The following is a 15,141-nucleotide window of genomic DNA, read 5'->3' as shown; positions in this document are numbered from 1 at the left end:
CCGTGTGAACACTCTATGGCTGAAATATGACAATTGGATGAAAGGCCAGCATTCGGGTTTTAAAAGATGATTCGAGGTGCCCATTCGCAAGCAGGCTCGCTCCCACACCGGGAACGCATTCCAAGTGTGGGAGCGAGCCTGCTCGCGAAAGGGTCGTGACTACCGAGGAGTTTTCGGATCAGCGCCCCTTCTTCCAGAGCCACGCCCCCACCACAATCCCCACCGCGCAAAGCACCGCCACATAGTAGGCAGGCCCCATCGGGCTTTCTTTCAGCAGCAGGCTGACGATCATCGGCGTCAGACCACCGAAGATTGCGTACGCCACGTTGTAGGAAAACGACAAGCCACTGAAGCGCACCACCGGCGGGAACGCCTTGACCATCACATACGGTACCGCACCGATGGTGCCGACCAGCAAACCGGTCAGGGCATACAGCGGGAACAGCCAGTTCGGGTGATCGGCGAGGCTGTGATAGAAGGTCCAGGAGCTGATCAGCAGGCCCAGGCAACCGAACACGAATACGCGCCCGGCGCCAAAGCGATCCGCCAGCGCGCCAGCAATGATGCAGCCAAAACTCAGAAATACGATCGCCAGGCTGTTGGATTGCAGCGCGGTGGTTGGCGAGAAGTGATAGACCGTTTGCAGCACGGTCGGGGTCATCAGGATCACCACGACAATGCCGGCAGACAGCAGCCAGGTCAGCAGCATCGAGATCGCGATCGCCCCGCGATGATCACGCAGCACCGCGCGCAGCGGCACTTCTTCGGCCAGCGCCTTGCGCAGTTGCAGCTCGGCAAATACCGGGGTCTCGTGCAGCCAGCGGCGCAGGTAAACCGAGAACAGGCCAAACACGCCGCCGAGCAGGAACGGAATCCGCCAGGCGTAATCGGAAACTTCGCTCGGCGTATAGAGGCTGTTGATCGCCGTGGCGACCAGCGAGCCAAGCAGGATTCCGGCGGTCAGGCCGCTGGTGAGGGTGCCACAGGCGTAACCCATATGCTTTTGCGGCACGTGTTCGGAAACGAAGACCCACGCCCCCGGCACTTCACCGCCAATCGCCGCGCCTTGAATCACGCGCATCAATAGAAGAAGAATCGGCGCCCACATGCCGATCTGCGCATACGTCGGCAGCAAACCCATGATCAGGGTCGGTACGGCCATCATGAAGATGCTCAGGGTGAACATCTTCTTGCGCCCCAGCAGATCGCCGAAATGCGCCATGACGATGCCGCCCAGCGGACGCGCGAGATAACCGGCGGCGAAGATGCCGAAGGTCTGCATCATGCGCAGCCACTCGGGCATGTCGGCCGGGAAGAACAGTTTGCCGACTACGGTGGCGAAGAATACGAAGATGATGAAATCGTAGAATTCCAGCGCGCCCCCCAGGGCGGACAGCGACAGGGTCTTGTAGTCATTGCGGGTCAACGGTCGTGCGGGTTGCTCGGGCTGCGCGAGGCTCGAAGGCGCTGTGGTCATGGCAAGGGCTTCTCTTATAGTCGGATCTGCCGCCACAACAACGCTGGCGGTGGCTTGGGCAGGTTCGGCACCATAGCAAATTGTTCGAAAAAGCACATAGAGCCGCGTATTTGACAGTCGAAATCAGAACCGGACGGTCGTCGTGGAGTCTACCGACCGATATACTCGCAACCTTGCCCCGGTTTGTAGGGGGTTGCTGTGCGAAAACGTTGTTGGCCCGCCCTTTGATCGGCGCAGCCGGTTTCGCAGAGTTTCTCCTTAGGCGCCTTATGGAAAACGTGACGAACGTAGTATGTTCGGTGCTGAATCGTTTTTCCCGAAGACGGCTACCACCAGCAGCACTAACAAAGAGTCACGGGTCAGAGGCCCCCCGGCATGATAGAACTCGAACAAGAAGATCCGATCCCGCAAGGCGACCTGGCCCTGCAAATCACCGCGCTTCCACGCGAAACCAATGGCTTTGGCGATATTTTCGGCGGCTGGCTGGTAGCGCAGATGGATTTGGCCGGCACCGCGATGGCCAGCCGTGTCGCTGGTGGCCGCGTGGCTACTGTCGCCATTGATCGCATGGCGTTTCTGGTGCCTGTGGCGGTCGGCGCGCAATTGTCCTTTTACACCCAGACCCTGGAAATCGGTCGTAGCTCGATCCAGATGATGGTCGAGGTGTGGAGCGACGATCCGCTGTCCAGCGAGTGGCGTAAGGTGACCGAAGCGGTATTCGTTTTCGTCGCCATCGACGGTAGTGGCCGCACTCGTTCGGTGCCACCACGCGCACGTTAAACCTCGCGGCCGTTTTACGGTCGATAGTCGTCCCAAGTGTCTGATCGAGAGCTGTCCCATGACCACGCCCAACGTTGAAGCCGTGAAACTGGATGAACTGAACTGCTGGCGCATTCGCCACGGTCAGGCTGAAGTGTTGGTCGCCCAACAAGGCGCGCACATCCTCAGTTACCAGATCGACGGCCAGCCGCCGATCATCTGGCTTAACGACAAGGCCACGTTCAAGACCGGCAAGAGCATCCGTGCCGGCGTGCCGGTGTGCTGGCCGTGGTTCGGCAAGTTCGAACGCAATCCGCAGAACGTGCAGGCGATGTACACCGGTGAGCAACCGGCCCCTGCGCACGGTCTGGTGCGTGCGATGGATTGGGAACTGGGCGGCATCGAAGCCGAGAGCAACGGGATCAAGGTCGAGTTCAAGTTGCCCTGTCCCGAAGGCGGCCTGGCGGGTTGGCCGCATCAGGTGGATCTGACCCTGACTCTGCACCTGTCGGATGAGCTGCAATTCAACCTGACCAGCCATAACCGTGGCAGTGACTCCGTCAGCCTGAGTCAGGCGCTGCATACCTATTTTGCTGTCAGCGACGTGCGCAATGTGCATGTCGACGGCGTGGCGGGGCTGGACTACATCGAGACGCTGGACGACTGGAAGACCCACAGCCAGCAAGGCGATCTGAATTTTGCCGGGGAAACCGACCGCATCTACCTCGATACGCCACCGCAACTGAGCATCGTCGATCCGGCCTGGGAGCGGCGCATCGTGCTGACGTCTACCGGCTCGCGGACGGCCGTGATCTGGAACCCCTGGATCGACCGCGCTGCGGCGCTCAGCGATATGGATAACGATGGCTGGCAGCGCATGCTGTGCATCGAGACGGCGAATGTGATGAGTGATGTGGTGACTCTGGCACCGGGTGCGAGCCATACGATGGGCGTCAGCGTCGCCAGCAAAGCGCTCTAATCAGCACCACAATACAAAATGTGGGAGCGAGCCTGCTCGCGAAGGCGTGGTATCAGTCAACATTCAAATGTCTGACACACCGCTTTCGCGAGCAGGCTCGCTCCCACAGTTGTTTCGTGGTGTCAGAGATCAGATTCCTGCACCACCCGCACCTTGTCCGCCTCCAGCGCATACGCCGCATCGGCCAGATCATTGCTGACCTTCTCGACCTTCAGCGTGCCGCTCACCCACAGCGGCGTATAGATGTCTTCCAGCTTCAAACCCTTCGGATACCGCACCAGCACCAGTTGATTCGGCGGCGGTGGCGGCACGTGGATGCACGCGCCCGGGTACGGCACGAGGAAGAACAGCGTGCTGCGGCCCTTGGCGTCGGATTCCAGCGGCACCGGATAACCGCCGATGCGGATGTGCTTGTCGTTCATCGACGCTACGGTTTTGGTCGAGTACATGACCGCCGGCAGACCTTTGGCCTGCTTCATCCCGCCCTTCTCGGTGAAGGTGCCGGTGGCTTCCGGGGAGTTGTGGTCGATTTCAGGCATGGCCTCGAGGGCCTTTTGATCCGACTTGGGCATCAGTTCGAGCCAGTCGGTTTCCGGCAGTTCGCTGGCGTGTGCCAGACCGCTGCCCAGCAAGAGGAGAGTCAACAGGAGACGGCGCATGAAGGAGCTCGGTAAAAAAAGGAAGTTGAAACGCCGAGCATTCTAGCCCTCCCCGCCGCGATGGCGGAGAGGACTTTGTCGCTTTGAATCAGTTCTTTTTGATCAGGCCGTAGATCACCAGCAACACGACTGCGCCAACCAGCGCGCCGAGGAAGCCTGCGCCCTCGCCCGCCTGATAAATGCCCAGAGCCTGGCCGCCATAGGTGGCCGCCAGCGAACCGCCGATACCGAGCAGGATGGTCATGATCCAGCCCATGCTGTCATCGCCCGGTTTCAGGAACCGAGCCAGCAGGCCGACGATCAAGCCGATAAAGATGGTTCCGATAATTCCCATGGCATTTCCCTCTGTGTGAATTGGCTATGCCAAAGCCTAGACAGACTTTGGCATCCTGCCATGAGAGAACGGCGGCCCCTGAATGGTTCCGCCGCTGCCACATGAAACTCTTTTACTCGGCGATCAACGCTTCGACCTTGAGGATCTGCGCTTCAAGCGTGGCCTTGTCGGCGCAGCGCAGGTTGGCGTGACCGACCTTGCGCCCGGCCTTGAAGGCCTTGCCGTAGTGATGCAGATGGCAGTCTTCGATGGCGATGACTTTCTCAACCGGCGGGACAACGCCGATAAAGTTGAGCATCGCGCTCTCGCCGACCTTGGCCGTCGAACCCAGCGGCAGACCGGCAACGGCACGCAGGTGGTTTTCGAACTGGCTGCACTCGGCGCCTTCGGTGGTCCAGTGCCCGGAGTTGTGCACGCGCGGGGCGATTTCGTTGGCCTTGAGGCCACCGTCGACTTCAAAGAACTCGAACGCCATCACGCCGACATAATCCAGCTGCTTGAGCACACGGCTGGAATAATCTTCGGCCAACGCCTGCAACGGGTGATCAGTGCTGGCGATCGACAGCTTGAGGATGCCGCTGTCGTGGGTGTTGTGCACCAACGGGTAGAACTTCGTTTCGCCATCACGTGCACGCACGGCGATCAGCGAGACTTCACCGGTGAACGGCACGAAGCCCTCCAGCAAGCAGGCAACGCTGCCGAGTTCGGCAAAAGTGCCGACCACGTCTTCAGGTTTGCGCAGGACTTTCTGACCCTTGCCGTCGTAACCCAGCGTGCGGGTTTTCAGCACGGCCGGCAGACCGATTGCAGCCACGGCAGCATCCAGATCGGCTTGTGACTGAATGTCGGCAAAGGCTGGGGTCGGGATACCCAGATCCTTGAACATGCTCTTTTCGAACCAGCGGTCACGCGCGATGCGCAGGGCTTCGGCGCTTGGATAGACCGGCACGAATTGCGAGAGAAACGCTACGGTTTCAGCCGGGACGCTTTCGAATTCGAAGGTCACCAGATCGACTTCATCGGCCAATTGGCGCAGATGGTCCTGATCGCCGTAATCGGCCCGCAGGTGTTCGCCCAGCGCAGCGGCGCAAGCGTCCGGCGCAGGATCGAGGAAAGCGAAGTTCATGCCCAGCGGAGTGCCCGCCAAGGCCAACATGCGACCCAACTGGCCGCCACCGATTACACCGATCTTCATCTCAACAACCTCAGGCAATACGTGGGTCTGGATTGTCCAGGACGCTGTCTGTCTGCTCGGCACGGAAGGTTTTCAGCACCGCGTGGAATTGCGGATGCTTGGCGCCAAGGATACTCGCCGAGAGCAGCGCTGCGTTGATCGCGCCAGCCTTGCCGATGGCCAGGGTGGCGACCGGAATGCCGGCCGGCATTTGCACGATCGACAGCAGTGAATCGACGCCCGAGAGCATTGCCGACTGCACGGGAACGCCCAGCACCGGCAGGTGGGTCTTGGCCGCACACATGCCCGGCAAGTGAGCTGCGCCGCCAGCACCGGCGATAATCACCTCGATGCCTCGACCTTCAGCCTCTTCGGCGTACTGGAACAGCAGATCCGGGGTACGGTGTGCAGAAACCACCTTGACCTCGTACGGGATGCCGAGCTTTTCCAGCATATCGGCGGTGTGGCTAAGGGTGGACCAATCGGACTTGGAGCCCATGATCACGCCAACCAGTGCACTCATCGTCGCGCCTCTTCTCTCTGGGCGCCCGCAGGCGCGTCAAAAACAACAAGCCACGCAGGTTGCGTGGCTTGATTGTACGAAAAATGGCCGGTCGTACCGGCCAAAGGCCGCGCAGTATACCGCAATGAAAGTAATAAACAGCCCCCTGCGCGACCATCTGTCATCTGCCGCAAAAGCCCGGTTTTATTGACCTGAAGGTCAGTCCAGAAACACCGCAAATCCCTTGTGGGAGCTGGCTTGCCAGCGATGACGTCGTGTCAGCAAACATTGAGGGTGACTGGCCAACCGCAATCGCTGGCAAGCCAGCTCCCACAGGTTTATTCGATGGGTTCAGGCGTTTTGTGCCGCGCCGCCCTCGAGCTTGCGCCACAGCAGACGCACGTTGGCCTTGCGCACCAGTGCGCATCGATACAGACGAATCTCCAGCGGCACATGCCATTGCGGGCCGCCGCAGACCACCAGTTCGCCACGCGCCAGTTCGGCACGCACGCTCAGTTGCGGCACCCAGGCAATGCCGAGTCCTTCCAGCGCCATGCTTTTCAGGCTGTCGGCCATGGCGGTTTCATAAATGGTGGTAAACCGCAGCTGACGCTGGCGCAGCAAACCGTTCACAGAGCGTCCGAGAAAAGCCCCCGCGCTGTAGGCGAGCAGCGGCACACTGGCTTCGCCTTCCAGATCGAACAACGGCTTGCCATCGGCATCCGCCGCGCACACCGGCAACATTTCGGTCTGGCCCAAATGCAGCGACGGGAAAATCTCCGGGTCCATCTGCATCGCCGCGTCCGGATCATAGAACGCCAGCATCAGATCACAACCACCTTCACGCAACGCATGCACCGCATCGCCAACGTTGGTCGCGACCAGCCGCGTGGCGATGTTCAGCCCTTCGTTACGCAATTGCGCGATCCAGCGCGGGAAGAAGCCCAGCGCCAAGGAGTGAGCGGCGGCCACCTGCATCACTTCGCCCTGCCCGCCTTCCAGATGATGCAGGTGACGCAACACTTCGCCGAGTTGCTCGACCACGGTGCGCGCGGTCACCAGAAACAATTGCCCCGCCGCCGTCAGTTCGATCGGCGTACGCGACCGATTGACCAAGGTCAGCCCCAGCGCCGCTTCGAGGCTGCGGATCCGCCGGCTGAATGCTGGCTGAGTCACGAAACGTCGTTCGGCGGCCTGCGAGAAGCTGCGGGTGGCGGCCAGAGCACTGAAGTCCTCGAGCCATTTGCTTTCCAGATTCATCACGTCCTCCCGGACACGCACCAAAACAGGTCACACGTCTGCCGCGCACGCGGCGTCACACGGGCATTATGCCGAATGTGCATAGGCCAGTGCTTAACAGCATTGGCCCAAATTTCCCCACAAGCCTAGCATTCGCAGCGTTCCGGCACAGACCGGGTCCATATCGAGATGATTTCTATCATGTCCTCCGCTGCATCTTTCCGCACAGAAAACGACCTGCTTGGCGCCCTCGAAGTACCGGCTCAAGCGTATTACGGCATCCAGACCCTGCGAGCGGTGAACAACTTCCGCCTCTCGGGCGTTCCGATTTCGCATTACCCGAAACTGGTTGTGGGTCTGGCGATGGTCAAACAGGCCGCCGCTGACGCCAACCGTGAGTTGGGTCACCTGAGCGAAGCCAAGCACGCTGCCATCAGCGAAGCCTGTGCCCGATTGATCCGCGGTGATTACCACGAAGAATTCGTGGTCGACATGATTCAGGGTGGCGCCGGTACCTCCACCAACATGAACGCCAACGAAGTGATCGCCAACATTGCTCTGGAAGCAATGGGTCACCAGAAAGGCGAGTACCAGTACCTGCACCCGAACGACGACGTCAACATGGCGCAGTCGACCAACGACGCCTACCCGACGGCCATCCGCCTGGGTCTGCTGTTGGGTCACGACACCCTGCTGGCCAGCCTCGACAGCCTGATTCAGGCATTTGCGGCCAAAGGTAAAGAATTCGATCACGTCCTGAAGATGGGCCGTACCCAGCTGCAAGACGCCGTACCGATGACCCTCGGCCAGGAATTCCGCGCGTTCGCCACCACCATGGGCGAAGACCTGGCCCGTCTGAAGACGCTGGCTCCGGAACTGCTGACTGAAGTAAACCTGGGTGGCACCGCGATCGGTACCGGCATTAACGCCGACCCGCGTTATCAGGCGCTGGCTGTACAGCGTCTGGCGCTGATCAGTGGTCAACCGCTGGTTCCGGCGGCCGACCTGATCGAAGCGACTTCCGACATGGGCGCCTTCGTGCTGTTCTCCGGCATGCTCAAACGCACCGCGGTCAAGCTGTCGAAGATCTGCAATGACCTGCGCCTGCTTTCCAGCGGTCCACGCACCGGCATCAACGAGATCAACCTGCCGGCGCGTCAGCCAGGCAGCTCGATCATGCCCGGCAAGGTCAACCCGGTGATCCCGGAAGCCGTTAACCAGGTAGCCTTCCAGGTCATCGGTAACGACCTGGCACTGACCATGGCAGCCGAAGGCGGCCAGCTGCAATTGAACGTGATGGAGCCGCTGATCGCGTTCAAGATCTTCGACTCGATCCGCCTGCTGCAACGCGCCATGGACATGCTGCGCGAGCACTGCATCGTCGGCATCACCGCCAACGAAGCGCGCTGCCGTGAACTGGTCGAGCACTCGATCGGTCTGGTCACCGCACTGAACCCGTACATCGGTTACAAAAACGCTACCCGCATCGCCGGCATCGCGCTGGAAAGCGGCCGCGGCGTGCTGGAACTGGTGCGCGAAGAAGGTCTGCTCGACGAAGCCATGCTCGCCGACATCCTGCGCCCGGAAAACATGATTGCTCCGCGTCTGGTTCCGCTCAAAGCCTGAGCCGACGCGTTACTTGTTGCACCGCTCACCAGGTCGAGGGACTAGACACCTCTCACCTTTTGAGGGCTTGGGGATCCGTCCCCAAGCCCTTTTTTTTAACTATCTGATCCTGAGACCCGTATGTCTGGGGACTGAACAATGTGGGAGCGAGCCTGCTCGCGAAGGCGACACATCCAACGCCAATGCGCCTGATACACCGCTTTCGCGAGCAGGCTCGCTCCCACAAAAAAGCAGTTCCCGCACAAACCCGGCGCCGGTAACGCCGGGTGTTTCAAAGCTTCGTTTCGTCGCTTGCACCACTACCGTGCAGACGGGCGCGCCACTGATCGGTATAGTGCCGCCCCTCTTCGCGTGAGCGGTCGTCGGTAACGAGGCCATCACCCATGCGAAACCCGAACTAATAACAAACCCGCGAAATGGATCCGGGACGAAACCTTCGCCTCACCCGTCGTGCCGTGCGCAGACCGGTGTAACACGATGTTTCTTCTATCCAGCATTTGCTTACACAAAAAACAGCGAGGAAAAATCCATGCTCGAAGTCATTAACGACTTCCTCTCAGGGAAAGTACTGATCGTGCTCATTGTCGGGCTCGGTAGCTACTTCACGATTCGCTCGCGTTTCGTTCAATTGCGGCACTTCTTCCACATGTTCGCGGTGTTCCGCGACAGCCTGAAAAGCAGCGCCGGGCAGCTCAGCTCGTTCCAGGCCCTGATGCTCAGCCTCGCCGGCCGTGTCGGTGCAGGTAACATCGCCGGTGTCGGCATCGCAGTGACCCTCGGTGGGCCAGGTGCGGTGTTCTGGATGTGGGTAACCGCACTGGTCGGCATGTCCAGCAGCTTCTTCGAGTGCTCGCTCGGCCAGCTCTACAAACGCACCGACTCTGATGGCACCTTCCGTGGCGGCCCGTCCTACTACATCCAGCACGGTTTGCAGAAACGCTGGTTGGGTATGGTCATGGCGTTCCTGTTGCTGGTGACCTTCGGTTTCGCCTTCAACGGCCTGCAAGCTCACGCCGTGACTCACTCGCTGGAAAACGCTTTCGGCCTCGACACCACTTACACCGGCCTCGGCCTGGCAGTGCTGCTGGGCCTGGTGTTCATCGGCGGGATCAAGCGTATCGCCAAGGTCGCTGACCTGTTGGTACCGGTGAAAACCCTGGTGTACATCGGCGTGACCCTCTACGTGATCGTGCTGCAATTCGACCACGTACCCGCGATGTTGATGACCATCGTCAAAAGCGCATTCGGTCTCGACCAGGCATTCGGCGGTCTGATCGGTAGCGCCATCGTCATGGGCGTGAAGCGTGGCGTGTTCGCCAACGAAGCCGGTTTGGGCAGTGCGCCGAACGTGGCGGCTGTGGCTTCGGTCGAGCACCCGGTCGCGCAAGGCGTGGTTCAGGCGTTCAGCGTGTTCCTCGACACTTTCGTGATCTGCACCTGCACCGCGCTGCTGATCCTGCTCTCGGGCTTCTACACCCCGGGCTTCGAAGGCGATGGCATTGCCCTGACCCAGAACTCGCTGGCCGCTGTGGTGGGTGAATGGGGCCGGATGTTCATCTCGGTCGCCCTGGCGTTGTTCGTGTTCACCTCGATCCTCTACAACTACTACTTGGGCGAGAGCAACCTGCGCTTCATGATCGGTGAAAACCGCAAGGCGCTGATCGGCTACCGCGTGTTGGTATTGGTGCTGATCTTCTGGGGTGCGATCGAAAACCTCAGCACCGTGTTCGCCTTCGCTGACATCACCATGACCATGCTGGCGTTTGTGAACCTGATCGCGCTGTTCCTGCTGTTCAAGATCGGCATGCGCATCCTGCGTGACTACGATGACCAGCGTGCGGCCGGCATCAAGACGCCGGTGTTCGATTCGAGCAAATTCCCGGATCTGGACCTGGACCGCAAAGCCTGGCCGGCCAACCCGCCCGCCGCCGCCGGCAAGACTGAAGTCGAGCCGCAAGGCGTCCCTGCAGCGCAACGCTGATGGGTGAATGACGGGCGCATCTCCTGCGCTCGTCAGTTACAGTTCGGAAAACTGTGGGAGCGAGCCTGCTCGCGAATGCAATCTGGCAGTTCATGCATGCATTGACTGACACACCGCTTTCGCGAGCAGGCTCGCTCCCACAGGACCTCATCCTTTCGGAGAATCCTCATGAATTCGTCGACCTATCCTGCCGCGCAAAACGTCATGGTGCTCTACACCGGTGGCACCATCGGCATGCAGGCCAGCGCCAATGGCCTGGCCCCGGCGTCCGGTTTCGAAGCGCGGATGCGCGACTATCTGCACAGTCAGCCAGAACTGGTCGTGCCGCAATGGCGCTTTCGTGAAATGTCGCCGCTGATCGACAGCGCCAACATGACCCCGGCCTATTGGCAGCAATTGCGTGAAGCGGTGGTCGATGCCGTGGATGTGCAAGGCTGCGACAGCGTGCTGATCCTGCACGGCACCGACACACTGGCCTACAGCGCGGCGGCGATGAGCTTCCAGTTGTTGGGGCTCAATGCTCGTGTGTGCTTCACCGGTTCCATGCTGCCGGCCGGTGTTACTGACAGCGATGCCTGGGAAAACCTCGGTGGTGCGCTGGTTGCCCTCGGCCAAGGCCAGGCGCCGGGCGTGCATCTGTACTTCCACGGCGAACTCCTGGCGCCGACCCGCTGCGCGAAAGTGCGCAGCTTCGGCCGTCATCCGTTCAAACGTCTGGAGCGTCAGGGCGGCGGTATTAAAGCCCCTTCGATTCCAGCGTCGTTGAACTACAAACAGCCGAAGCAGTTGGCCAAGGTTGCGGTGTTGCCACTGTTCCCGGGCATCAGCGCGGAAGTCCTCGACGGCTTGCTCGACAGCGGCATTCAGGGTCTGGTGCTGGAGTGCTACGGCAGCGGCACCGGGCCGAGCGACAATCCCGAGTTTCTGGCAAGCCTTGGCCGGGCGCGGGATAACGGCGTGGTGGTGATTGCCGTGACGCAATGCCATGAGGGTGGCGTCGAGCTGGATGTTTACGAGGCTGGCAGTCGCTTACGCGGTGTCGGCGTATTGTCCGGCGGTGGCATGACTCGCGAGGCAGCGTTCGGCAAGTTACACGGCCTGCTCGGTGCAGGGCTTAACACACAGGACGTTCGTCAACTGGTTGAGCTGGACCTGTGTGGCGAGCTGGTCTGACCAGCGCTGGCCAATACACTTCTCGCCATAAATAAACCTTCCTGCAAAGTTGATGCAGGAAGGTTTAAACAATCAATCTAATGTAACTTCAAATTTTCCGCCGGTGAGTTTGGAGTTACCCTCTCTATCGCCCTGCACATTATCCAGCAATCCAGCGATTGTTTTACTGCCCTCTTGCCACTCCATTCGAATCCAGCCCTTTGCCGCCAACCACTCTTGCCCAGGATCCTGAAACAACAGATAAACAGGGGAGCCGGGCGCCACAAACTCCACTTTCTTATTCAAATGAGCTTTGCCGAATACCAAGCCGATAATATCATTGCGGTTCGGATTTCCGCCGCTCATATCGAAGTTCAAAACAATATCATTTGCACGGACTTCGGCGCGAATCACCGGAAACGTTTGCTTTTGACCGTCAACCTCCACAGTGATCTGGCCTTGAAGCGCCTTCTTGATGCCTTTGAAAAATTCCAACGGATATTCTTTAGCTTGTGAACGGCTCATTTAAATCTCCTTTTCGACACATTAGTCAAAATTCATATTCACTGAAAAACACGCAACACCCACCAAACAACTGGCGACATCCACTGGCAAACTAGACCCGACTTATGGGGCTGTCAAAAAAAATACCAACAAATAAAAATATTCGACAAACGGTTAATAATTCGCCAAAAACCTGTAATTTCTGACAGTAGACCAAGCGCAGTTTAAACTTTAGAATTGAAATGCGCCATGTCCTGCTCTAATTACTCAAAGAGTTATAATTAACTTTTAAAAACACAACTTGCAAATCTCTCGCCGGCGATTGAAAGTTTAACTTTCAATATAATCTCGACTTACAAATTGTCTTGAGCGGCACATAAATTGCTGGGGTATCCCCATCCATGATCGGGAAACTTCTTATGCTGCACTCCCACCTCACCACTCTTAACGCCGTCTCGCTGATCCTCAACACCTTCAAAGCCGCAGGCCTGTCGAGCGAAGCGTTGCTGGCCGGCAGCGGCATTGGTGCGGCAGACCTCAGCCGTGCCGACACGCGCATCACCACCAATCAGGAGATGCAGGTCTGCGCCAACGCGGTCGCGCTCAAGCACGATATCGGTCTGGAGCTGGGTCGACGCATGCACGTTTCCTGCTACGGCATCCTCGGTTACGCCCTGCTCACCTGTGCCACCTTCGGTGACGCTTTACGTCTGGCCATCCGGTATCCGGCGCTGTTGGGAACACTTTTCGAACTGAGTCTTGAGGACGACGGCGAGCGCGTCTGGTTCGTCGCTGCCGATTATCGCGAGAGCCCGGCGATGGCGGTGTTCAATGCCGAATTTTGTCTGGTGTCGCTGAGAGTCATTTGTGATGACTTGCTCGGGCATCCGTTGCCATTGCTCGCCACGCGGTTCGAACACGCGGCGCCGGACTATCGCGACAGCTACGCCGAGCACTTCGACAGTCCGCTGCACTTCACTGCCAAGGACAACGCCTTCGCCTTCGACCGTCACTGGCTCGATCAACCGCTGCCGCTGGCCGATCTCATCACCCACCAGGCCATGGCCGAACGCTGCCGCAAGCAGAACCTTGAATTCACCGGGCGTCAGGCGTGGTTGGGCCGTATCCGCCAATTGCTCAGTGCCCAGTTGAACGCCGCACCGGGACTGGAAGGTCTGGCTCAGCAAATGAAATGCTCGCCGCGCACTTTGCGCAGACATCTGAAGGACATGGGCAGTAGCTATCAGGAACTGCTCGATGAACTGCGCTTCGAGCGAGCCAAGCAGATGCTGTGTGAGGATCAACTTCCGATCTACCGCATCGCCGAAACCCTGGGCTTCAGCGAGACCGCGAGCTTTCGCCATGCGTTTGTGCGCTGGAGTGGGGTCGCGCCGAGTCAGTTCCGACCGCATTGATATCCTCAATGTGGGAGCTGGCTTGCCAGCGATTACTTCGGCACAGCCAACATTCATGTTGCCGGACACGCCGCTATCGCTGGCAAGCCAGCTCCCACAAGGGTTTGCATTTCATGCCCATGTCGACGACAAACCTTCTCCAGCAAGGGGCGAATAGCGGTCAGAGGTTCTGGCCATATCGATCCCCTTTTGGCCTCTTCTGCCGTTTTCCGAATCGCTGTGCGCCGCAACACTGGACGCAAACCGAATCAGCCCCTGCGGAGAACAACAAATGCTGACGATCTACTCGGATGATCACCACCTGCACCATGGCCGCTGCGAATTGATCGATGGCCAGCTCAAGCCTTGCTTCGAGATGCCCTCGCGTGCCGACCATGTGCTGCAACGCGTGCAGCACCAGCAGCTGGGTCCGGTCGAAGCACCGAAGGACTTCGGCCTCGAACCGATCGCCCGCATTCACTGCCGTGACTATCTCGAGTTCTTCAAAGGCGCGTGGGCTCGCTGGACAGAATTCAACACCGACGGCGACTTGCTGCCCTACACCTGGCCAGCCCGCACACTGCGCGCCATCAAACCGACCAGCCTGCACGGCCAACTCGGTTACTACAGCTTCGATGGCGGCGCACCGATCACCGCCGGCACCTGGCAAGCCGCGTACAGCGCGGCGCAAGTTGCACTGACCGCGCAAGCGGCGATCCAGCACGGCGCACACAGTGCCTTCGCGTTGTGTCGCCCACCCGGACATCACGCTGCCGGCGATTTGATGGGTGGTTATTGCTACCTCAACAACGCAGCCATTGCGGCGCAGGCGTTTCTTGATCAGGGCCACAAGAAGGTCGCGATCCTCGACGTCGACTACCACCACGGCAACGGCACCCAATCGATTTTCTACGAACGCAGCGACGTGTTGTTCACCTCGATCCATGGCCATCCGGAAGCGGAGTTTCCGTTCTTCCTCGGCTACGAAGACGAGCTCGGTGAAGGCGCCGGCGAAGGCTTCAATTTCAACTATCCATTGCCCGCCGGTTCCGGCTGGGACACCTGGAGTGCCGCGCTGGATCAAGCCTGCAACGAGATCGACCGTTATGGCGCCGAGATCATCGTCGTGTCGCTGGGTGTCGATACGTTCAAAGATGACCCGATCTCGCAATTCAAGCTCGACAGCCCGGATTACCTGGCGATGGGCAAGCGTATTGCCGCGCTCGGCAAACCGACGCTGTTCGTGATGGAAGGTGGCTACGCGGTGGAAGAAATCGGCATCAACGCAGTGAACGTGCTTGAGGGCTTTGAAGGCGCTCACTGAGCAACGGCTGAACACCTGGACCCGCTCGCGCGGGTCT

Annotated in this window: 14 protein-coding genes; 7 read left to right on the top strand and 7 right to left on the bottom strand. The window is 59.5% G+C overall.

What is annotated here, in order from left to right; translation table 11 throughout:
• Window positions 1–178 precede the first annotated feature (178 nt).
• A complete protein-coding gene (locus IEQ42_RS13300) occupies window positions 179–1,477 on the bottom strand; it encodes an MFS transporter (RefSeq protein WP_210703817.1) in 1,299 nt (432 codons plus the stop codon).
• Window positions 1,478–1,852: 375 nt separating this feature from the next.
• Here IEQ42_RS13300 and IEQ42_RS13295 point away from each other — a divergent pair, with 375 nt between their 5' ends.
• Both IEQ42_RS13295 and IEQ42_RS13290 read left to right on the top strand, forming a co-directional pair.
• Window positions 1,853–2,257, top strand: coding sequence for an acyl-CoA thioesterase (locus IEQ42_RS13295; RefSeq protein ID WP_003229628.1), 405 nt, complete (start codon window positions 1,853–1,855; stop codon window positions 2,255–2,257).
• Window positions 2,258–2,315: 58 nt separating this feature from the next.
• Complete coding sequence (locus IEQ42_RS13290) at window positions 2,316–3,215, top strand: D-hexose-6-phosphate mutarotase (RefSeq protein WP_210703816.1); 900 nt, start codon at window positions 2,316–2,318, stop codon at window positions 3,213–3,215.
• 122 nt (window positions 3,216–3,337) lie between these two features.
• Here IEQ42_RS13290 and IEQ42_RS13285 read toward each other — a convergent pair whose 3' ends face one another.
• The 5 genes from IEQ42_RS13285 to IEQ42_RS13265 form a co-directional block, all read right to left on the bottom strand.
• A complete protein-coding gene (locus tag IEQ42_RS13285) occupies window positions 3,338–3,874 on the bottom strand; it encodes a DUF3299 domain-containing protein (protein ID WP_210703815.1) in 537 nt (178 codons plus the stop codon).
• Between the two features lie 88 nt (window positions 3,875–3,962).
• Window positions 3,963–4,208 carry a GlsB/YeaQ/YmgE family stress response membrane protein gene (locus tag IEQ42_RS13280; protein ID WP_016772475.1) on the bottom strand — a complete coding sequence of 82 codons (246 nt, stop codon included), beginning with the start codon at window positions 4,206–4,208 and terminating at the stop codon, window positions 3,963–3,965.
• Between the two features lie 112 nt (window positions 4,209–4,320).
• On the bottom strand, window positions 4,321–5,403 hold the full coding sequence (locus IEQ42_RS13275; protein WP_115146657.1) for a 5-(carboxyamino)imidazole ribonucleotide synthase: 1,083 nt from the start codon (window positions 5,401–5,403) through the stop codon (window positions 4,321–4,323).
• A 10-nt stretch (window positions 5,404–5,413) separates the two neighbouring features.
• Window positions 5,414–5,905 carry a 5-(carboxyamino)imidazole ribonucleotide mutase gene (gene purE, locus IEQ42_RS13270; protein ID WP_007954291.1) on the bottom strand — a complete coding sequence of 164 codons (492 nt, stop codon included), beginning with the start codon at window positions 5,903–5,905 and terminating at the stop codon, window positions 5,414–5,416.
• Between the two features lie 330 nt (window positions 5,906–6,235).
• Window positions 6,236–7,144, bottom strand: coding sequence for a LysR substrate-binding domain-containing protein (locus IEQ42_RS13265; RefSeq protein WP_210703814.1), 909 nt, complete (start codon window positions 7,142–7,144; stop codon window positions 6,236–6,238).
• 180 nt (window positions 7,145–7,324) lie between these two features.
• On the opposite strand from IEQ42_RS13265, the gene aspA reads away from it, so the two are divergent.
• The 3 genes from aspA to IEQ42_RS13250 all read left to right on the top strand — a co-directional run bounded on the left by aspA (window position 7,325) and on the right by IEQ42_RS13250 (window position 11,903).
• Window positions 7,325–8,749 (top strand): aspartate ammonia-lyase, encoded by a 1,425-nt coding sequence (gene aspA / locus IEQ42_RS13260; protein ID WP_150593401.1) that lies wholly within the window; start codon window positions 7,325–7,327, stop codon window positions 8,747–8,749.
• Window positions 8,750–9,278: 529 nt separating this feature from the next.
• Window positions 9,279–10,730, top strand: coding sequence for an alanine/glycine:cation symporter family protein (locus tag IEQ42_RS13255; protein WP_210703813.1), 1,452 nt, complete (start codon window positions 9,279–9,281; stop codon window positions 10,728–10,730).
• Window positions 10,731–10,898: 168 nt separating this feature from the next.
• Window positions 10,899–11,903 carry an asparaginase gene (locus IEQ42_RS13250; RefSeq protein ID WP_210703812.1) on the top strand — a complete coding sequence of 335 codons (1,005 nt, stop codon included), beginning with the start codon at window positions 10,899–10,901 and terminating at the stop codon, window positions 11,901–11,903.
• A 72-nt stretch (window positions 11,904–11,975) separates the two neighbouring features.
• Here the strand turns inward: IEQ42_RS13250 and IEQ42_RS13245 are convergent, their stop codons facing one another.
• Window positions 11,976–12,407 carry a hypothetical protein gene (locus tag IEQ42_RS13245; protein WP_210703811.1) on the bottom strand — a complete coding sequence of 144 codons (432 nt, stop codon included), beginning with the start codon at window positions 12,405–12,407 and terminating at the stop codon, window positions 11,976–11,978.
• A 398-nt stretch (window positions 12,408–12,805) separates the two neighbouring features.
• On the opposite strand from IEQ42_RS13245, the gene IEQ42_RS13240 reads away from it, so the two are divergent.
• A complete protein-coding gene (locus IEQ42_RS13240; protein WP_210703810.1) occupies window positions 12,806–13,801 on the top strand; it encodes an AraC family transcriptional regulator in 996 nt (331 codons plus the stop codon).
• 271 nt (window positions 13,802–14,072) lie between these two features.
• On the top strand, window positions 14,073–15,104 hold the full coding sequence (locus IEQ42_RS13235; RefSeq protein ID WP_210703809.1) for a histone deacetylase family protein: 1,032 nt from the start codon (window positions 14,073–14,075) through the stop codon (window positions 15,102–15,104).
• Window positions 15,105–15,141: the final 37 nt, after the last annotated feature.

Source organism: Pseudomonas iridis (assembly GCF_017980685.1).
GTDB lineage: Bacteria > Pseudomonadota > Gammaproteobacteria > Pseudomonadales > Pseudomonadaceae > Aquipseudomonas > Aquipseudomonas iridis.
This window is presented reverse-complemented; position numbering and strand designations above follow the sequence as displayed.